Origin of the sequence: Bacillus cereus group sp. BfR-BA-01355 (assembly GCF_022663675.1) — a bacterium.
Lineage (GTDB): Bacteria > Bacillota > Bacilli > Bacillales > Bacillaceae_G > Bacillus_A > Bacillus_A thuringiensis_S.
This window is the reverse complement of record NZ_JAKUFY010000102.1, coordinates 1-20,421: the sequence shown is the minus strand read 5'-3', so window position 1 is coordinate 20,421 and position 20,421 is coordinate 1. Positions and strand designations below refer to the sequence as shown.

The following is a 20,421-nucleotide window of genomic DNA, read 5'->3' as shown; positions in this document are numbered from 1 at the left end:
GTATCTCCGGTAGGTCCAGTAACTCCCGTAGGACCTGTTGGTAATGTAAATGGTGGAATCGGTGATAAGGTAGGTCCTACAAGGCTAGGATCAAATGCTCCAGCTGTATAGTGATAATAAAGTTATTGAATTTTGATTAAAAAAGATAAGAGCCTTACTACATTCTATATGCAGCAAGGCTCTTTAAAGTTGTTTCAAATTATATCCATCTGCTTATGTAATGCTTAAAAAATGAATAATAAAGTTGTTTACTTCTTATTGAACTAACGCCCCCGTTAGTTTAAGTGTAACTCTTCACAATTATTTGATATTATATAGATGAATAGAAAGATAAATTAGAATTTAGTTTATAGTTATAAAAATAAGTTATTTATACCCTTATAATTCTTCAAAAAGGAGAGTGTATGAAAAAGACTATTGTTTTTGTATTAACGATATTTATATTATTCTCAGGATTCGCAATACAAGGTTATGCGTTGTCAGATTCGAAATCTGTGGCAATACAAGCATTGCTAGATGATGCCTGTCGTACGTCAGGTGTGCCTGGAATGTCAATCTCAATACTTGCTGATGGTGAAGTGTTCTACTTTTCTTCTGGGTATGCAGATCTTGAAAAGGGCCTGTCTGCAAGTGAAAATACACTCTATGAGTTGGCCTCGGTGAGTAAAGCTTTTACTGGTATGGGGATTTTGCTATTGGAAGAGCAAGGGCTGCTATCAATGACTGACCCTATCCAAAAATATTTACCTTGGTTTACGTTAAAGTATCAAGGTAAACCTGTTGATATGCAAAACCTTACACTAAATAACTTTCTTCACCATACCAGCGGCCTAACAAATATTAGACATCTTCAAAATATTCCACAAGGTAATACGCCTGATATGTTGCAAAAGACTGTGGAAACGCTGGTAGATGCAGAATTGGCGTTCTCTCCCGGTGAACAATATAACTATGGAACCGTTAATTATGACGTATTGGGTTTGGTTATTGAGATTGTATCACGACAAAGCTATGAAGACTTTATGAAGGAACAGGTATTTCTACCCTTAGGTCTTCACCAGACGTATGTTTATAAAGAAGATGCTCAAGCCACTGGACAGTTAGCACAGGGCTACCGTTCTTCCTTTTTTATAACAACTCCATTTAACGCTCCGGATTATGCTGGGAATAAACCTGCCGGCTATATCATTTCTAATACAAAAGATATGGCGCGTTGGATGGGCATACAGATGGGTATCGTGCAGGACATACCCGAAATATTTCACAGGGCCATCGAAAAATCACATAGAGGTGATATGTCTGTTTCGGCTGTCAATGATATGTATTATGCGGCAGGTTGGTCGGTAAACGCCGAACAAACGTTTATAGAACACACTGGGGGTAATCCAAATTTTAGTACCAAAGTAGCCATACTGCCAAATGAAAGAACAGCCATCTGCTTACTGAGCAACGGCGCAAATACCAATATAAACCTGGTACTACAAGTTAAAAATATATTAAACGGCAATCTAACTCAGTCATATGAGATAAGTGGCACACAGCTTTTGGACATCATTTTGTCGTCTACCACAATTATTCTTTGCCTATTAGCCGTTCTGTTATTTTTCTTAGGATTAAGAAAAAGGAAAACGAATGAGCAGCAGCCAATGACAAAAAAGAGAACAATCGTAACAATTATTTTCCTAATCGCTACGATTGCCCAGTGTATAATGTTTTTTGCCTTCGATTGGTCAACGATACTTATTTGGCAAACATATAGTGTTCTTACAGCTTTAATTTCGTCAACATTATTAACAGCAAGCATTACTTGGTTTGTATATACTCACCGATTAGATGCCTCGGTCCGAAAATAAGTATAATGTTAAGTAAATAAATCTTAATTTATCGATATCCTTAATTTAAAAAACAGAAGACACTTCTCCTAGTTAAACCCACTTGCTATTTCTTCCACTAACCTGCCTCGTTAGTAGAAGAAGGATTTTTAAACAACTATATTATTTTTTAAATGACTTTATTGTAAATTAAACAACTTTATTATCTCTGTACACCAGCAGATAAAAAATCATATGAATCTAACCATTTTGAATACTTTTCACTTTTATTTGACATGTATCCTCCCCCTCCTTAAAAATCTATTCATCATATAGCTAGTACATGCTATCGATAATAAGCTTAGATATATCTATTAAGTTTTGCTGAGAGTATACATATGTTACTAATACAATTGTATTTAGAATAATAGATAAAAGGTGTCACCATATATGTCCATCAATCTAACATTATGAATTGAACCCAAAGCGATAATTTTATCTTTTCATAGGTGCTCATGGGAATTTAGTCCATTTTTTCGTTTTTGGAGGGTGATTGATTTCTTAAGTTGATGGGCATGTGGCGGTACCCCCACAATAGAAGGATGCACTTCAGTCAAGGGGAAATTCTAAGTAAAAAAATTCTTCGTCAAACACCTATTTTTAAACTTTTTATTAAAAGCCCTTTACATACCATAGAGGGGTATAGTATTGTGAAATTATGGAGGTGAGGAAATGTCGATGATTTCAGAAAATCTTAATAAAATTGTTGAAATCGATCAATGCTGCTCATAAGACGGTATAAGAAAAAGCCGCCATTCAGATAAAGTAAAGAATAACTTAATGATTAGTTCAGAAGTTAATAAGTCATATATTGAAAGGAATGAAAAATTATGAGTTTAGAAGCTTTAAATGAACAAGTAAAAAGGGATCTTTCTTATCTTGCATTTTGGGGAGAGGATTGGGTATGCCCAACCCACCATCCTGAGGGGCATGTCTACGATACAGTTATTATAGGAGGCGGCCAGTGTGGCTTAGGTGTGGCCTTTGGACTTTTGCGTGAAAGAATATCTAATATCCTTATCATCGACGAAAACGTTGAAGGATATGAAGGGCCATGGGTAACTTACGCTCGTATGATGACATTGCGTACGCCTAAACATTTGATATCCATTGATCTTGGAGTGCCTTCTCTGACTTTTCGCTCCTGGTGGGAAGCGCAATTTGGACCAAAAAGTTGGGAGGACATCGATAAGATTCCACGGAACGATTGGATGAACTATCTACGTTGGTATCGAAAGGTTCTTAATTTACCTGTTTTTAATGAGGTAAAGATGAAGCTTATTGAGCCTGCAGGGGAAGATGTTTATCGACTGCATATTGAAGGAGCAGGAGCATCTTCTAATACATTACTGGCCCGCAAGGTTATCTTAGCCACTGGTATTCAAGGTGGAGGGGAATGGCACGTACCATCTATGATTTCCGAAACATTACCTCGTCACCTCTATGCACACACCTCAGAAGACATTGACTTTGAGGCCCTTAAAGACAAGAAGGTGGCAATTTTAGGCGGTGGGGCCTCAGCTTTTGATAATGCCAATTTTGCATTATCTGAAGGTGTGGGTTCAGCTCATGTGTTTGTTCGCCGCACGGAGATGCCACGCATTAACCCAATGCGACAAATGGGGGTGTCAGGTCTAATTGAACGTTTTAATGTTCTATCTGATGCTGATAAATATTCCGTTATGGCCCATTACTTTAAGCATCAACCTCCTACAAATGACACATTTGAACATGCAGTTTCACATCCCGGCTTTAAATTACACTTAGGTGCACCATGGCTTGACGTACAGCATGAAGCTGAGAAGGCTGTTGTCACTACTCCACAAGGTAATTTTACTTTTGATTTTCTAATCATTTCCACTGGTCTTGTGACTGATCATTCTTTACGTCCAGAGCTAAAGCTTTTCGAACGCCATATTGCACGTTGGGACGACTATTATAATGCACCTGCTGATATCGCCAACCGTAAGCTTGATGCATATCCTTACCTTGGCCCTGGCTTTACTTTCACATGCCGGGACAAAAAGGATACAAAGCTTCTTCATGGACTTTTTGCTTTTAACTATTCAGCTGTAGTTAGCTGTGGTATCTCAGCCTCTTCGCTTCCGGGAATGAGATATGGGATACCTAGACTAGTTTCAGCTGTGGCAGACCAGCTGTTCTCTGATAATCGTGAGGAGATTCTGAAAAACTTCTATTCTTATAATGAGGCTGAATTTGTTGGAGAATGGACAAATAGGGGTTCTGAGGTAAGATAATTTTTTCGATATGGATAAGGATAAATAAAAGGGTGCAGATATCTTCCCTTAACATAGGCTAGAATCTATTGGTGGAGGAGCGTTCAAGCCTAATTCGAAATATAGACTTAGTTTACTATTCAACTATTGAAGGGAGGATAGACAATTGGGGAAAGTCTTTACAAAATCGACGTGTGCATTACTATTGTTAATCTTTCTTTGGGGTGGAAGTTGGCCAATCTATAAAATGGCTGTGCCTTATACGCCCCCGTTATTATTTGCAGGTATGCGTGCAGTGATTGGGGGTCTTATACTAGCAGCTCTCATATATAAAATGCGGAACAGGATCAAATGGCGTGAAAATTGGTCGAAATATTGTATTTCAGCATTCTTTAATACGATTCTCTTTTTTGGGTTACAGACAGTAGGGCTCATTTATTTGCCAGGAGGACTGTTTTCAGTGCTTGTCTATTTTCAGCCAGTGCTACTTGGATTGTTTGCTTGGATTTGGCTTGGAGAGTACATGTCGCCGTTTAAAATTATGGGTTTGATTATCGGATTTCTTGGAATTGTAGTTGTCAGTGTGGACGGATTAACCGTTCATGTATCGATCATTGGTGTTGTTTTAGGGTTGCTTATGGCATTTAGCTGGGCACTTGGTGTGGTTTATGTGAAGAAAGTGAGCAACGAAGTAGATGCTTTCTGGATGGTGTCTTTGCAGTGTATTATTGGTGGAGCTATTCTAATAGGTACTGGAACAATTTTTGAAAACTGGTCAGCTATTGAATGGAATGGTAAATACCTTTTTGGACTCGGATATGGCTCCACTTTTGGCATTCCACTGGCATATATCATTTACTATAAACTTATTAATGCGGGAGAGGCAAGCAAAGTCGGTACATTCACGTTTCTTGTACCGATCATTGCAGTATTCATTGGTACGGTGTTTTTAGATGAACCGGTAACTTACCGCCTTGTCGTAGGGCTGTTATTAGTAGGTGTAAGTATTTATTTCGTGAATTATCGCGAAATAAGGTGAATGCTTCATTATTCAATAGAGCGCAGGCAAAATTTAATACGGAAGAGTAAAAGCGTAAGTTCTAGAATAACCAGAAATAGTTTAGAACTTGGCACACCATCAGGAGGGAATATGAATCGCCGACTCCATAGCAAAATCAAACCCATGTATTTTGATTAATTTTTGTTCAAAACGCGTGGGTTTTTTCTATTATAAAATCAATGTTCACAGCATAATTTTGATCGAACCTTATTCCAAACCAACAATACAGCCGGTCCCTTAACGTACAGGAAATCGGCTTTTTCTTTGTCGAAATTGCTTAGCGTACGAAATTCGCGTTTTGTTGGTGAGACCCCATCGCTATCAAGCTAAGCTTATGCAAAGTCAATTTTAGACGAGATTGTTTCTTTTTTCTAAAGGGCAAGTGTAGGTGATTGAAAGATTTGCATACGAAATAAACCCTAACGGGTTTCACTTTTTTGAATTAAGCGGCTTGATTATCAGACATGGTACAATTGTAAGCGATACCTAATATATCAAAGACCGTTTTTTTCTCATATCGATGAGATTTCCGCCCGTTTTGCTGTAGGAGATTGAACAGGCGAAGTAACACCTTTGATAGCTCTTGGGTGTTTTTTTGTATAGTTTGGAATAGAAGAAGAAAGTAGTCTTTAATCATATATATGGCTTTATACTCACTAAGCTCTCGTTTTTTCTTTATGAGGAGCAATTGGCGCATTTGAAACATGATAGAAGAACAGAGTAGAATGGCAATCAATTGACCATATAAATGGCACTCCAATCGTTCTGATTTTATCTTTTTACAATGATGAATTTGAAAGAATGACTTCCACGTTTTAAATAAGATTTCGATTTGCCAACGCAAAGAATACCAGTCATGTACCTGTCCCATCGGGACAGTATCTGTAGGGGTGTTTGTCATATATACATTGATACCACTGAGTCGTTTACTACGAGGAGAATACTTCATTCCTATCTTTTTTTCTCTTACAGCTTGATCTTGTAATCGTTTTTGTTGCTGTTGTTTTGTTAATCGATGAACAATTACACGAGCTGGCACTTTATCAATCATTCCTACATAAGCATCAGCTATTTCACATGTTTGTCCTGGTTGAAGGGAGTTCATTAACGTCTCCATATCTATCTGTATATACTCTGTACCTTTCTTAATTCTTCCGTCTTGGAAATAATCAGGGTTAGGATTTTTTTGATAAATACGTGTATTCGACTTGATACGAGAGATATAGTAGGCCTCTTTATCTTGTATATATTGAAGGTCTTTTAAATGAAAATAACCTAAATCTCGGATACATAAATCATTCGCTGTCACAGTTGGGGCACACAGAGAGCCGTAAGTGCGATCATGTTGTTTACCTGGACCTGTATGAATATGTAGGAACTGTCCACTTAATAGATCATACTCCAATTGAATTTTTATCCCAGCAGTATGGCTGCATCCTCCTGCACCTGGATAAACAGATGAAAATACATCCGGGAGTTGAAATGCAGTTGAATCTAAAATACGAATACGCTTGAAAACAGAAGTGTATGGAGAAGAAATCGGCATAGATGCGGCCAATTTTTTGCTTAGTAGTTCGGCTAGTAGGTGTTGTAAAAGTTGGACAGCAGCCTTATTAAATCGTTGATTCAGTCCCTCAGGACTGATAAGTACTTCTGTTGATGCTTCTAAACAGCTAGATAACTGAGTTAAAGAAGTCATAGCTACATTTTGGTTCACCCATACACATAAAGCTACTAAATCTTTTGCTTGATACTTACTGGTTCGTTGTACAAAACCAACATCTCTAGCAAGATCTCGTAAGGTATTTGGAGATAAAAAACTTTGAATCTCTTGGGCAAATAGTTGTAATTCGTCAGACACAGAAACAGACATAGAAACGCCATCCTTTCCTATGATTCTACAGAAAGAATAGCGTATTTTTTCATTTTAGAGAAATTTTATATTGTCGGCTTAATAGTAACGTGATGCTACCTCATCGCCATCAACTTAAGAAAACAAATCAACCCCAAAACGAAAATTTTATATCTTTGCAGATATATTTGAGGTTTAAGCTCATTTTTCTATTTTGTGGGTTAATAAATTACTTAACTTGATGGCGATGTGACGTTCTCCCTACTAAATTTCTTTTAACCTTATTTTGAGTCTGCACAAAGTATTAAATCCATTCAACTTAAGTAGATATAATAATATTGATAAACTTTAAGTTAAAAGAGACACCCGCTAATTTAAGGGTTTTCAAAAATTTAGTTAGTTTAATGTTGCTTCTATTAGTAAATATTCTCTTTCTTTACTATCTACTTGCTGTTCAATTGAATTGATCTTATAAGAAGATCCATGAGCTATTAACAATTCACTTTCAGGTAATTTCGCTAGATTTCCTAAGTATGCTGCATGTTTTCCCTTTGGAATTGTTAAGTGAATAAGAATCGGCAGTTTAGGAAAATTTCCTGTTGTCTGGTTAACTAATGAGGTGCTCATATATGCTTTTTCCGATTGTTCTGTATGATTAAACGCTTCTTTAAATTTTTTCACCTGATCTTTATCAAGCTTCTTGCCTTCTTTATCCTTTTTATCCTTTAAAGAATCTTTTGACCATCTTTTATCTTTTTCACCTTTTTTACCTTTTTCAAGAAATGCATCTTCTGAGACTCGTCTATAAACATTTACTGCTTCGGGAGTTGTTACTTTTGCAAGCGCTCGATCTATGTACTGAATTTCTTTATCAAACTCTTTATTTGCAGGTTTTCGATCATTTCTAAGGTGTGTATTAATCTTCGTATAATCATTACCTGTATATCTTTTTATTGCTTCTCTTTCATTTTTTCTTTCTAGTTTACTTTCTTTACTTTCTTTGTCATCTGTATCATCTTTTAGCAAATCATCTATCCACTTCTTATAATGTTTCGCTCCCCATTCTTTGGCTGCATCTTTATTTTTCTTCGTATCATACCCGAAATCTATAGGTTGTGTAGCATTGGTCATATTAAATTGGTGCATTTTCCCTTTTTCCATTTGAATAGGTTGATTTGTAATGCTATTACTCTTTTCCGTCATAGCAAATGTAGACGTAACACCACCGAATACAGATAAACCTAAAGATAGGGTGATAGCTGTAGCTAAGCTTTGTTTTTTCATTTTAACACTCCTTAAAATTTATTTACATTACAAACGTACTCCTTTTTTGTAAATTTTGGAATGTTATTAAATGTTTTTCAATAGACGTCTGACCTTATATGTTTTTATAACATAGGGATAATTTATATATAATGATTGAAGACTGAAGTAATCGATAGCTCCAAAATTTAACTTAAATAATAAGGAATATTCACGAGAATTAAAGTCATTATTCGTTAATTTTTTTGATATTTATACAAAATAATTACATATTGATTGGGAGTGATGGTAGATATACATAATTTCTCGAAACTAATTAAAGGAATAATTTTATGTATATGAAAAACTATTAGTAGATAATAATTTCTATATATGATTCTTAGGTACAGAGAACCTAAGATGAAAAAATAATAGAACACAAAAAAAGATGTTCAACATTCGTCTAATTTTATATTTTTCACTATTTTTATAGAGGAATCTTAATAAGGGAATATTTCCATGAACTATCCTTGAAATAAAATGGATACAGCACTAAATATTAAATAAAAAAATACTTATACCTTATAGGGGTCACCATACATTGAACTGCACCCCAAAATGAAAATTTTCTTTCTCTACAGTTAGTTACTTTGAGAAGTCAGCTCCTTTTTTCGTTTTGGAGGTGATTACTTTTCTTAAGTTGATGGGCATGTGATGCTACCCCTTTCATAAAATATATTAGTGTGGGTTTTATTTCATTTGGCTGTCAGGCTTACTTTAAGTAGCTTCTATATGAGAAAATATACTCTTAGGCAATGCATATAATATAACTAGTTAATTTGATAAATAGGAAGGTGAGATATCGATGGAGATTGCATCTATTTCTAAAAAATTTAACGTATTATTTGTTAAATCTAGTGTTCCTGTATATTTTCCGGTACTAGAAGAATCTATATTTAACAGTTTGAAAAGAGCTATTGGTGACGTGACGATGGTGACATACGAAAACTTGGTAAAAACAGCTTTAGAGATACAACCGAGTCTTATTATTGTATTCCATGGTTTTGAAGAAGGAATAAGTAAAGGAATACAAGATTTAAAACAATATAATTTTAAGACCGCACTTTGGCTCACAGACGATCCGTACTTTACAGATGTAACGAAAACCTTGGTACTGGATTATGATTACATTTTTACACAAGATACAGGTTGTATTAATTTTTATAAAAGTCTTGGATGTAATCATGTATTTTATTTGCCTCTAGCAGCAGCCCCCCCTGCGTATACCCCCATACTTAGAGAAGAAGACTATATGTATGATATTAGTTTTATAGGGACTGCTTTTGAAAATCGCCTTGCTTTCATTGATTCAATTGCCGAGTACTTAGCGACTAAAAACACTCTAATTGTAGGGAATAATTGGAATAGATTGAACAGTTATGAATTATTGAAAGAGAAAATCGTACTCTTACCATTTTTGGTTTACGAAAACAATACAGAATATTACAAAAGAAGCAAAATTAATATTAATATACATCGTTCTATTGAGGATTTAACATTTAATAGAAATGAACTAAAAATAAATGCTTGTTCAATTAACAACCGGACATTTGAAATAGCGAGTACAGGCTCTTTTCAAATGACAGATATTCGTTCTGATTTAGAAAATTGTTATATTCCAGGGGTACAAATTGAGACATTTACCTCTTCAGTTGATTTTATAGAAAAAGCAGAAATTTATTTAGCAAATCCAGAAAAAAGAAGGAAAGTTGCGATGGAGGGATTCAAGAGGACACTCATCGAACATACATATGATGAAAGAGTGAAACAGTTGTTAAAAATAATTGAAATCAACTTTAAAAAAGAAAATTAAAGTTCTGCAGCAAATTTTTTTCATTGAATTTTTAGAATAAAGGTACAAATCAAAAGAATATATGTTATGAAATATACAAGAAATCACATTCGGAATTCATTGTTTGGGTTGCTTTTTCATATTCTAAAGTTTTATAAATAAACATATATATAATGTAGATTTGCTTTTTCTGTGAAAACTGAGTGGCATTTATATGTTAAATGTAGCTCAGTTTTTAGTAATATTTTTCTTTATAGAATATGTAATTATAAAGGTGGTACATATGAATATTAAGAACAAAAAGATTTTGTTTATTCAATCGGGCATTCCATTTTATTATCCAACATTAGAATCATCTATTTATAACGGTCTAAAAAAAAATGTACAAACTGTTACAATGGTTTCCAGTAAAGATGCTATGAAAACTGCATTTAGGATAAAACCAGATTTTGTCCTTGTTTTAAACGGTTTAAATGAGGATTTTAAAGATATTATTCCTATATTTAAATCCCATGGTTTTAAAGTAGGAGTATGGTTAATCGATGATCCCTATTACTCTGATCTTACACAACATATTGTTCTTGATTATGATTATGTATTTACGCAAGATTCTGGAATCCTTGATTTTTATAAAAAAATAGGTTGTAATCGTGTATTTTATGTACCTTTAGCATCAGATCCAAGTATATACAAACCAACTCACAATCATTCCTCTTATAAGTATGATATTAGTTTTATAGGTACAGCATTTGAAAATCGTTTGTCTTTTATTGATTCAATTGCTGACTACTTAAATCAAAAAAACACATACATTGTAGGTTATGGTTGGGAGAAATTAAAACATTATGAATTACTAAAGAATAAAATTAAATTAGTTCCATTAGGAACGTACGAGGAGAGTTTACAATATTATACTTCCAGTAAAATTAATATAAATATGCATCGTTCCCCACAGGATCCAATATTAAATTGTAACTCTTTACAAATTAATGCACATTGCATTAACAATCGGACATTTGAAATTTCAAATTCACATGCGTTTCAATTAACAGATGTTAGGGCAAATCTTGAGAAACATTATACACCAAGTAAGGAAATAGAAATATTCCGTTCTCCTACAGAATTTGTTACGAAATCTGAATATTATTTAAGACACGAAAAAGAAAGAGTACAAGTTGCAACAAATGCATATAAGAGAACATTGCGGGAACATACTTATGATCATCGTGTACGTCAATTATTAAATACTACTTTTATATAAAAGAGGGTACATTATTTATAAATTTTCATATACTTTTCCTAATTCTTTTTTTATTTGTGTTTTTAAGTTTTCATTTTCACTTTCTAATAGCTTATTCTTATGTTTTAAAAGGTTTATTTTATTCTTTAAAGTTTCTATGATTATATCTTTTGATGCATCAGATGTATTTCTTTTTAGAGTTTTTAAGTCAAGTAATCCTCCTTGCTGTTGACGTAAGTCTTCAATCGTTTTTCTGATTAAGGGTTCTCTATATAAATATGCTTTTGAAACCAGTGCTTTTTCTGACACTGAATTGAAATTAACTTTTTGTCCTTCTTTAATCATTAACTGTATTACTTTAGTCACTTGATATTGCGTTTTCTTCTTTTTTTTAGAAGTGTAATTTAATAACCCCGTTTTATTTGGATGTTTATTAACCATTAATTTTTCGTTCATCTCCTATATATTCACGTTTATGTTTTGACTACCGTAACAATCCTGCATCACCAACAATCGTATTTTGGGATCATGAAGAAGAGGATATGGAAAAAGCAATATATCCTGTTTGCTCAACATTCAAAGAATTACTTGATAGTCTACGCGATTTCGAAGATGAAGATTGAGGAAAATAAAAACGGCCTATAAACAGTTAAATATACATTAAGCTCGTAAAGGCTTGATTAGAAAAGCCTTTATCATAAATTACTAAGTAATAAAAGATATAGGCTCTTTTTTTATTGGCTGTTTTCTGATTATCAATACTAAATTTCAATAAAATCAATATTAATACTTATTCCACTTGGAATATATGTCTTTTATGTAGAATAATTTATTGATAGTAGTAGATGTTTAAAACCCTTCAGTTTACACAGACTAAGAATATTCCGTATATAGGGGAGACTCATCTTGAGAAAAATCGTGATTAGTTTATGTATTTTTTTATTTAGTGACACTCAAGGACGTCCTTGAAGTTAATGCTGAAACCGAATATGCGTCTCAGAATAAACCACATACAATTATGGAATTAGCTTTCCTAAGAGAACTCGGGCCAATAATATTAAAAACTATGTACAAGCACGGTGACCATCAATTATTTACCTCTGAACGTATTGGGAAAATAATAAGAAATGAACAAAAAGACATTTATGATGTGACATTTAGAGTGATAGGATATGAAGGTCCGATCAATCCTCCTTATAAACTAATACGTATTACCTTTCAATTTCCTGGTGAAAACTTCACAAATTATAGTGTAATAAAGTACGTACATAAAAATATTACGCCTGATGAATTTGGGAAGCTAAGTAAGTCTGTTGATAGGTAAGGTGCAAATTTCAACTTTTAAAGAATAACAACTATGTCTTTAATATAAAAGGCTCTTTTCTGATAGATTGTTGCTTAATGGCAAAGTGATTGATCCACCATTTTATAGTACTGTTAGAATGGAAATTCATTGTCCGATGTATTGATTTGTTTGTGTTCCACCTGCCAAAGTTTGCAAAGTAACCGCAGCAGTGGAAGTATGATTGTAAAGGGTAAGAACATCACCTGCGGCTAAAGTGAGGATTGTTTGCCCGTTGTTTGGCTGAGTTCCTGCACCTAATCCATAAAATGCGTTGGTAATTGGAGCAACATTTAAAAAGAGCGTAAATTGATTAGGATCAACTCCTGATACAGAAAAATAAATCTTATAATCTCCTGCATTAATAACTATAATCTGAGAAGCCCCAGAAGTATAAGTAAACAGCCACACAAGTATAAAGAAAAAAACTATGAAAATTATATAAAAGGTTTTAAGAGCAAGCCTCTATTTCACATTCCATACCAAAAAGAGCACCATATATAAGTGCTCCTCGGACCAAAACTCTTAATGTAAAAGAGTACGTGATACCAAATGTAATTTTTTCATGGGTGTGAATTATTGGAACAAAAACGTTATTAAGTCACTAAGTTATCGAGATGAAAAATAGTGCAAAAAGTTTTTTGTGCACCACTATATATAAACTATGTCTTGTTAATATATGTCCACCTCATAAAATCGTGAACAAATGAAAATGGAATTTAAAAAAAGCGCTTTCCAAGGCGCTCTCTGACCAAAACTTATATTGAAAAAGAATACACATGATATTGTATGCATGCTGTATAGGTAGGTGTAGCTTTATGACAAAATCGTTATTTGGATAATTCCAGTAATACGATGATTTGTAAAGGCTATGTGAATTTTGTCTGTATGGAAAGTTTCAATATGTTCTTTTTAGATGTATTAATAGTTAGGGAAATATAAATCTGGAAATAAAACTTGATATTCCGGGATTAATCGAAGATCGATAGTTGAGGTTGCAAAGTCTATATAATTTTTTTCTAATTTATCTAGTGTTGCGAGGTGATGAGTACCTAAGCCATGCTGGATACTATGTTCAGAAAGAGTAGGACCAATTTGTAATTTTCGGTTTTTCATAGCTTTATTCCATGGGCTGTAAAAGAATTTTAAAACGAAAGCAGGAGACATGTAAACGATAAATGGATGAGGTGACCAATGCCGCCCTGCCGAATAGTTACCATGCGAATAATTATGGAGGAATCTACCACCATAGTAAGGGGCAGGTGGATTAGGGTTGATTATCATCCCATGATAACGCTGTTTGACAAGGGGAATTCCGTATCTCGGATTCCTATAACCGTGAGTAGGGTCATCCACCATCAGAATAGTCCTAATGGAATACATGTTATTCCCTAGAGTAGCAAGAGATGAGAAAAAGGCTTCCTTATCAAAACAGCAAAGAAATTCAGTGGTATTTAACACCATTTTCCATCCCGTAATTTCTTTTTCTATGTTCATTACTTCTTGATCAACTAATAAGGCATCAAACTCTAATACTTTTGAATCGCGGATTTCCCAATGAGGTGCAAATAATCTGCATATTTCAACCGAACGATCAGTAGATCCACGATTAATCAAAATGCCATGATCAAATAGTTTTGTGTGGTGCATTAACCACCAAGGAAGCAGATATTCTTCGTTATAAAAATGAGAAATCAAAGTTGTATTAATAAAAAGTCCTCCTTTCAAATGTTTGTTAAATATTCCTTTATATAGGATTATATGCTACTTGACCTAAAAGGTTTTCTTTAAAAATTATAATGGATATTGAGATTTAAAAATATTCTTTATACAAATCCTAGAATTAAAGATTGGGAAGTTAATTAAATTAATGGCTGATGGTGAATATGAAATTGAAACTATTGATAGTAAGGTAGTCAAATGGCGGAATATAGAGTTAAGTAAGGTATCGAGTAACCATATGAAGAATAAAAACTTTATTCGAAGGGATATTTTTATTAGTTTAATTTAGTGATGGTTAATTCTATACCATTTACACCACTATCACAGATACAGTATCATCATTAGTATTTGCTATATAAAAATGATTGACGGCTGTTAATCATTTTCCAGTAAGGCCCGTTGCAACAGTATGACCAGTAGGACCTGATTGCTCCGATGCTAGTAATGATATATCATCCACAACCACATTGGGACTTCCAATAAAAAAGAGTAAGTCTTTTAATTACTCTTCCATAATACTCAAAACTTAAATATATGTGTAGAACAGAAAATTCTAATATGATTATTCTAATATAGTGTTTAAAAGTAAATCCGTGGGATTAAAATGAAGAATCAAATTGCAAATGTTGATTTATGGCTTGATATACATGATGTTCTATCAATCTAAGGATAGTGGGGTTCTAAGTTTCTAATAAATCATGTTTGCACCAGAATCATCGGAACATATACACATCAAAACCTTACCTACCATCATAGTATATTAGTTGTAAGGTGAAAACTTATATGAAATAGATTGCTAGAAGGAAAGGGAGGGGATTTTCATTACTACAACTGTTATTTCTCATTTTTATAATGAAGAGTATTTATTGCCTTGGTGGCTCATGCATCATACGAAACTATTTGATCAAGGTATTTTGATTAATAAAGGATCAACAGATCGCTCTGTTGAAATTTGCAAACAATTTGCGCCGCATTGGGAAGTTCGAAATTCAGCAAATCCAGAATTCGACGCGTTAGCAACTGATCGTGAAGTGATGGAAGTTGAACAAGAGGTGGAAGGGTGGAAGATGATTTTAAATACGACTGAGTTTCTTTGTGTGCAAGATAAAGAAACATTCTGGGAGTCTCTTACTAATTTAGGAGGAAGGATGTACTGGATAGAAGGTCTTATAATGGTAGAAGATCCAAACTATAATTATTCAGAACTGATATATACAATACCATTAATGAAACAAAGATTTCATGGCTACTTACCAGAAAATTGGAGATTATGGAGAAGAGGCAGATTTATTCATAATCATAAACATGGAAGTTATACGGTTGGCAGGCATTTAACCGCGCATGAATGTACGAATTATCCACCTCTTGCTTGTATTCTATGGTTTGGATTTAGTCCTTGGAATGATGCGATACGAAAGAGAAAATTACAGATTGGTTCAACGTTTTCTGAAGGTAGTAAAGCTGCAGGGATGGGGACACATCATGTTATTACGCCAGAAATATTAGAGAAATGGTATAGAGAATTAGCAGCAGGTACACAAGATCTACGTTTAAGTGATGCATATGGCTATGCTTTTTTATAAAGTACTAATTTGAACTCTTAAAAAATGTTTCCCACCACAAAATAGTTGCTTCGATTCCTGTATATATATCGTATTTTGGTTCCCAATGTACTTCATTTTTTAACCGTAGAACATTCGCGCCAACAAACAAAGGTTCATTATTAGGGAAGGGAATAGCACCTAATTTGATTAAATGTTCTTTCCCTATTCTTTTTGCGATAATAGAGGCTAGTTCTTTAATTTGAATAGAATGACCAGAGGCGACATTTACAGTACCTATTACATCACTGTTTAATAATGAAATAAGAGCATCTGCAACATCGCTTACATGGAGGAAGTCTCGATGTTGTTTCCCATGTGTACATAAAGCCTCCTTATTTTTTAATAATGAAGTAATAATATTAGAAATAAGGCGATTACCATGTTCGTAAGGTCCGTATAAATGAAAAATTCTTCCCCAGCACATGCTGAGTCCTGTTTGCTCAGAATAAGATTGTAGCCAAGAGCGTAAAGTGTTTTTACATAATGAATACGGATTTTTATAGGAAAGGAGTGAAGAATCTTCAGATAATATACCGTTAATCCATTCGTACTCTGCACCTGTACCAGCTACGACAATTCTCTGACCACCATGCGCTACAAACTGCTGAATTAATGAGATGCTCGATTGTAGCCAATAATAGTTATTGATGGACTCATAACATTTTGGTGGAACTGCTTCCCACGCTAAATGAATGAGGTGAGATGCTTTAATGTGATGAATAAGTTTTTTTACTTCATCATTATTGAGTAAGTTTACTTTATGCCAATGACATAAAATGTGAGAAGGTTTATTTCTATTATAAGTGGCGTGTACTTCATAGCCCATTTGTATTAATGAACTTACTACGTATTTACCAATCCAGCCATTTCCTCCTGTTACAAGGATCTTCTTCATGCTTCGATCACTTCTACTTTCGGAATAACAATTAAAAATTTCCCGCCCCATTCATGAATGAAGGAGCATTCCTCCATAATTTCTTCTTTTAAATTCCAAGGTAAGATGAGAAGATAATCAGGTTTTGTTTGTCTAATTTTATCAGGGGATTTAACTGGAATGCGAGTTCCTGGTAAGTGAAAACCTTGCTTATGAGGGTTTTTATCTACTGTATACGGAAGAAATTCTTTTCCAATCCCGCAAAAATTTAAAAGAGTATTTCCTTTAGCTGGAGCGCCATAGCCGATAACTTGTTTATTTGAAGATTTTGCCTCAATGAAAAATTTCAGAATATCTAATTTCAATTGTTCTACTTGTTTAGAAAAAAGAAGATAGCAATCTAATTTATGCAGTTCATGATCTGTTTCTTTTTGAATTAATTTCGTAACGTTTGAACTGATTGTTATATTTTTATTTAAATGCTTTATAAATAATCGTAAGGAGCCGCCATGTGTAGAAAGTTCTTCTACGTCTATAACTTGTAAGTTATGGTGTAATAAAATCTTTTGAATACATAGAAGTGAGAAGTAAGAAAAGTGTTCATGATAGATCGTATCAAATTGTTTAGAGGATATGAGGTTTAATATATGTGGGAATTCAATTGTGATTACACCATCAGGCTTTAATAATGTTTTTAAGCCGGCAATAAAATCGTGTAAGTTAGGAACGTGAGCTAATACATTATTAGCGACAATTAAATCAGCCTGTAGATTTTCCTCTCGTAACTGTTTTGCTAAATTATTATTGAAAAAGCTTATTTTTGTAGGAATTCCTTTTTGAATAGCGACTTCCGCGACATTTCTTGCTGGTTCTACTCCTAATGTACGAATGTTTTCTTGTTGAAAGTATTGTAATAAGTAACCATCATTGCTCGCGATTTCAATAACTTGCGAATGAGAGGTTAAGCTGAAACGTTTAATTGCCATATCTACGTATTGTTTCGCATGCAATAGCCAACTAGATGAAAAAGAACTAAAGTATAAATAGTCATGAAAAATATTTTGTGGTGATTCGAATTCATCTAGTTGCACAAGTAAGCAATTGTTACAAACAAACGTATGCAATGGATAGAAAGGTTCCATTTTATCTAAGTTTTCTGGAGCTACAAATGAATTAGCGAGAGGGGAAACACCTAAATTTAAAAAAGTATCTGTCAGTAATGAATGACAGAAACGACATTTTTTATGCGACATTTTTATTGCCCCTTTATAATTTTTTAAATGCATTGATTTGTTGTCGCGTGAACCATGCCATGTTTTCACCGGATATATATTTTAGATACCAGTCAACAGTCCAAGCGATGGATTTTTTAGTTGATAATTTTGGAACCCATTCTAATTCTTTTACCGATTTCGTACTATTGAGTGTTAAAATAGGAGATTCGTAAGGAGTGTTAGTAGTAGGAGTGAGTATTGTCAATTTTTCATCCCATAGCTTCATTACTGTTTGAATTAATTCATTTACTGTTATATGAGGTTGATTGATTGGTCCAAAATTCCATGCTGCTGCATATTTGGCATCTTTCCAAAGTTTTTCAGCTAATCGTACATAACCATTTAGAGGATCTAATACATGTTGCCAAGGGCGAATTGCACCTGGATTTCTAATACTTAAATGATTGGTGTGAATATAAGCTCGAATAATATCCGGAAACAGACGATTTTCTGCCCAATCTCCGCCACCAATGACATTACCAGCTCTTACGGAAGCCAGTTTTGGAATAGAAATACTGTTTGAGTTAAAGAAGGACTTATGATAAGAGGTTGCGACTAGTTCAGCACAAGCTTTACTGGCGCTGTATGGGTCATGTCCTCCAAGACGATCCTTTTCATGAAAGGGTCGATTTCCAGTGCCATTATTTTCATAGCATTTATCACTTGTAACGTTAATAATGACACGTACACTTTCCGTGTGCTTTGCTGCTTCTAATACGTGAACAGTCCCTAAAACATTTGTTTTAAATGTCTCAATAGGATTGTTATATGAAGTTGTAACTAACGGCTGAGCAGCTAAATGGAAAATAATTTCTGGTTGATAATGCGTGATTGTTTTTAATAAGGGAGGATACTCTGTAATATCTCCGGTTACAGAATGACATTCTTTTGCTGCGTTAGACTGTTCAAAAAGGTATGGAGTTGATGGAGGGTGAGAAGAGTATCCAATTACTTCTGCACCTAAAGAAGTTAAAAAAAGTGTAAGCCAAGTTCCTTTAAATCCTGTATGTCCGGTAATAAATACCTTTTTTTTATGCCAAAAAGATGTAGTAACCATATCATATTACCAAACCTTCCATGGAGCATGATTGCTTTCCCATAATTCCACTAATTTTTTCTTGTCACGTAGTGTGTCCATAGGATGCCAAAAGCCTGTATGTTGATATGCATTAAGCTCTTGTTTGTTTACTAGCTGAACTAAAGTATCAGTTTCAAAAACAGATGTATCACCGTTAATATAATTGAAAATTTCATGGTTTAGAACAAAGAATCCACCATTCACCCAACCGCCATCGCCTAAAGGCTTTTCTTTAAATGCTAAAACGGATTGCTCATTTAATATAAGAGATCCAAATCTACCGGGAGGTTGAACAGCGGTTACAGTAGCTGTTTTTCCGTGTTGTTTATGAAATTTGATGAGTTCTTGTAGATTTACATCGCTTACTCCATCGCCATAAGTAAGCAAAAAAGTTTCGTCCCCAACGTACTTTTGTATCCTTTTAATGCGTCCACCAGTTTCTGTTTTTTGTCCTGTATCAATAAGTGTGACTTTCCAAGGTTCTACATGATGTGAACGGCTAGTTATTGTGTTGTCACATAATTGGATTGTGAAATCTGACGTGTGTAAGTTGTAATTTAAAAAAAATTCTTTAATTACATAACCTTTATAACCTAAACAAATAATAAATTCCGTAATACCATGGTGAATGAAGAGGCTCATAATATGCCAAAGAATAGGTTTTGTGCCAATTTCAATCATAGGTTTTGGTTTTAAATCTGTTTCTTCCCCAATTCTAGTACCATATCCACCAGCAAGAATAACAGCTTTCATCTTCTCCTCCTAAAACGTCAAAAATCATAGTATCTTTTTACTGTATTCATCTATTTTATAAATGGTGTTATTTTTGTAAAGTATGAAGGGAACGGTTATGAAAAATGGGAGAGATTATAAATATTTTTAGTAGCAATACTTTAGAATAATGTGCTAAAAAGAGAGTATTTTTATTTTGTATAATACATATCTAATAATTATAAAATGTTATTCTACATATTGAGGGATCACCCCACATCGCTATCAAGCTAACAAAACAAAATACCCTATAAAATGAAAAAATACGCTATTCTTTCTGTAGAATATAGGTGGTCTGCCCCCATTTGGTGAGACAAAGAAAAAACACCTAGATAACATGTTTCCTATAAGCTATAGGTGACATATTATCTAATTTTCTCTGAATCCGTTCATTATTATAGT

General features: G+C 33.9%; 14 protein-coding genes and 2 pseudogenes. 7 read left to right on the top strand and 9 right to left on the bottom strand.

Annotated features, from left to right (window positions below; all coding sequences use genetic code 11):
- Positions 1–68, bottom strand: a pseudogene (locus MR167_RS33160) (exosporium leader peptide-containing protein); the annotation flags it as partial.
- A 336-nt stretch (positions 69–404) separates the two neighbouring features.
- Here MR167_RS33160 and MR167_RS24820 point away from each other — a divergent pair.
- The 3 genes from MR167_RS24820 (at position 405) to MR167_RS24810 (ending at position 5,147) form a co-directional block, all read left to right on the top strand.
- Positions 405–1,853, top strand: coding sequence for a serine hydrolase domain-containing protein (locus MR167_RS24820; protein WP_088609847.1), 1,449 nt, complete (start codon positions 405–407; stop codon positions 1,851–1,853).
- Between the two features lie 848 nt (positions 1,854–2,701).
- The gene (locus MR167_RS24815) at positions 2,702–4,129 is read left to right on the top strand and encodes an NAD(P)-binding domain-containing protein (RefSeq protein WP_136983332.1); all 1,428 of its coding nucleotides are present in this window, start codon (positions 2,702–2,704) and stop codon (positions 4,127–4,129) included.
- A gap of 145 nt (positions 4,130–4,274) precedes the next feature.
- Positions 4,275–5,147 (top strand): DMT family transporter, encoded by an 873-nt coding sequence (locus MR167_RS24810; protein ID WP_137051586.1) that lies wholly within the window; start codon positions 4,275–4,277, stop codon positions 5,145–5,147.
- A gap of 463 nt (positions 5,148–5,610) precedes the next feature.
- On the opposite strand, the gene MR167_RS24805 is transcribed toward MR167_RS24810, so the two are convergent.
- Both MR167_RS24805 and MR167_RS24800 read right to left on the bottom strand, forming a co-directional pair.
- Positions 5,611–7,041 carry an IS4 family transposase gene (locus MR167_RS24805; RefSeq protein WP_242315733.1) on the bottom strand — a complete coding sequence of 477 codons (1,431 nt, stop codon included), beginning with the start codon at positions 7,039–7,041 and terminating at the stop codon, positions 5,611–5,613.
- Between the two features lie 375 nt (positions 7,042–7,416).
- Positions 7,417–8,304, bottom strand: a complete 888-nt coding sequence (locus tag MR167_RS24800) for an ADP-ribosyltransferase (RefSeq protein WP_242315731.1) — start codon at positions 8,302–8,304, stop codon at positions 7,417–7,419.
- A gap of 823 nt (positions 8,305–9,127) precedes the next feature.
- Between MR167_RS24800 and MR167_RS24795 the strand changes: the two genes are divergently transcribed.
- Both MR167_RS24795 and MR167_RS24790 read left to right on the top strand, forming a co-directional pair.
- Positions 9,128–10,135 carry a CgeB family protein gene (locus MR167_RS24795; RefSeq protein ID WP_086398665.1) on the top strand — a complete coding sequence of 336 codons (1,008 nt, stop codon included), beginning with the start codon at positions 9,128–9,130 and terminating at the stop codon, positions 10,133–10,135.
- A gap of 262 nt (positions 10,136–10,397) precedes the next feature.
- The gene (locus MR167_RS24790; protein WP_086398664.1) at positions 10,398–11,375 is read left to right on the top strand and encodes a CgeB family protein; all 978 of its coding nucleotides are present in this window, start codon (positions 10,398–10,400) and stop codon (positions 11,373–11,375) included.
- A 15-nt stretch (positions 11,376–11,390) separates the two neighbouring features.
- On the opposite strand, the gene MR167_RS24785 is transcribed toward MR167_RS24790, so the two are convergent.
- The gene (locus MR167_RS24785; protein WP_241662729.1) at positions 11,391–11,810 is read right to left on the bottom strand and encodes a DUF6262 family protein; all 420 of its coding nucleotides are present in this window, start codon (positions 11,808–11,810) and stop codon (positions 11,391–11,393) included.
- A gap of 11 nt (positions 11,811–11,821) precedes the next feature.
- Here MR167_RS24785 and MR167_RS24780 point away from each other — a divergent pair.
- Positions 11,822–11,977: pseudogene (locus MR167_RS24780) on the top strand (SMI1/KNR4 family protein); the annotation flags it as partial.
- 1,640 nt (positions 11,978–13,617) lie between these two features.
- Here MR167_RS24780 and MR167_RS24775 read toward each other — a convergent pair.
- Positions 13,618–14,424: a glycosyltransferase family 2 protein gene (locus MR167_RS24775; RefSeq protein WP_255787268.1), complete on the bottom strand. Its 807-nt coding sequence runs from the start codon at positions 14,422–14,424 to the stop codon at positions 13,618–13,620.
- A gap of 809 nt (positions 14,425–15,233) precedes the next feature.
- Between MR167_RS24775 and MR167_RS24770 the strand changes: the two genes are divergently transcribed.
- A complete protein-coding gene (locus MR167_RS24770; RefSeq protein WP_242315735.1) occupies positions 15,234–16,001 on the top strand; it encodes a glycosyltransferase family 2 protein in 768 nt (255 codons plus the stop codon).
- A gap of 4 nt (positions 16,002–16,005) precedes the next feature.
- Here MR167_RS24770 and MR167_RS24765 read toward each other — a convergent pair whose 3' ends face one another.
- Genes MR167_RS24765 through rfbF form a run of 4 tightly spaced genes read right to left on the bottom strand, consistent with a single transcriptional unit; the run spans position 16,006 to position 20,001 of the window.
- Complete coding sequence (locus tag MR167_RS24765) at positions 16,006–16,917, bottom strand: NAD-dependent epimerase/dehydratase family protein (RefSeq protein ID WP_136983042.1); 912 nt, start codon at positions 16,915–16,917, stop codon at positions 16,006–16,008.
- Positions 16,914–18,149 carry a class I SAM-dependent methyltransferase gene (locus tag MR167_RS24760; protein ID WP_242315729.1) on the bottom strand — a complete coding sequence of 412 codons (1,236 nt, stop codon included), beginning with the start codon at positions 18,147–18,149 and terminating at the stop codon, positions 16,914–16,916. The genes MR167_RS24765 and MR167_RS24760 overlap by 4 nt, the downstream gene beginning before the upstream one ends.
- A gap of 13 nt (positions 18,150–18,162) precedes the next feature.
- On the bottom strand, positions 18,163–19,227 hold the full coding sequence (gene rfbG / locus MR167_RS24755; RefSeq protein ID WP_242315727.1) for a CDP-glucose 4,6-dehydratase: 1,065 nt from the start codon (positions 19,225–19,227) through the stop codon (positions 18,163–18,165).
- A 6-nt stretch (positions 19,228–19,233) separates the two neighbouring features.
- Positions 19,234–20,001, bottom strand: a complete 768-nt coding sequence (gene rfbF / locus MR167_RS24750) for a glucose-1-phosphate cytidylyltransferase (RefSeq protein ID WP_242315725.1) — start codon at positions 19,999–20,001, stop codon at positions 19,234–19,236.
- Between the last annotated feature and the right edge of the window lie 420 nt (positions 20,002–20,421).

Excerpts from the sequence above, each read along its gene's own strand:
- MR167_RS24820 (WP_088609847.1), top strand. The coding sequence starts at position 405 with ATGAAAAAGACTATTGTTTTTGTATTAACGATATTTATATTATTCTCA.
- MR167_RS24815 (WP_136983332.1), top strand. The coding sequence starts at position 2,702 with ATGAGTTTAGAAGCTTTAAATGAACAAGTAAAAAGGGATCTTTCTTAT.
- MR167_RS24805 (WP_242315733.1), bottom strand. The coding sequence starts at position 7,041 with ATGTCTGTTTCTGTGTCTGACGAATTACAACTATTTGCCCAAGAGATT.
- MR167_RS24800 (WP_242315731.1), bottom strand. The coding sequence starts at position 8,304 with ATGAAAAAACAAAGCTTAGCTACAGCTATCACCCTATCTTTAGGTTTA.
- MR167_RS24795 (WP_086398665.1), top strand. The coding sequence starts at position 9,128 with ATGGAGATTGCATCTATTTCTAAAAAATTTAACGTATTATTTGTTAAA.
- MR167_RS24790 (WP_086398664.1), top strand. The coding sequence starts at position 10,398 with ATGAATATTAAGAACAAAAAGATTTTGTTTATTCAATCGGGCATTCCA.
- MR167_RS24785 (WP_241662729.1), bottom strand. The coding sequence starts at position 11,810 with ATGAACGAAAAATTAATGGTTAATAAACATCCAAATAAAACGGGGTTA.
- MR167_RS24765 (WP_136983042.1), bottom strand. The coding sequence starts at position 16,917 with ATGAAGAAGATCCTTGTAACAGGAGGAAATGGCTGGATTGGTAAATAC.
- MR167_RS24760 (WP_242315729.1), bottom strand. The coding sequence starts at position 18,149 with ATGTCGCATAAAAAATGTCGTTTCTGTCATTCATTACTGACAGATACT.
- rfbG (WP_242315727.1), bottom strand. The coding sequence starts at position 19,227 with ATGGTTACTACATCTTTTTGGCATAAAAAAAAGGTATTTATTACCGGA.
- rfbF (WP_242315725.1), bottom strand. The coding sequence starts at position 20,001 with ATGAAAGCTGTTATTCTTGCTGGTGGATATGGTACTAGAATTGGGGAA.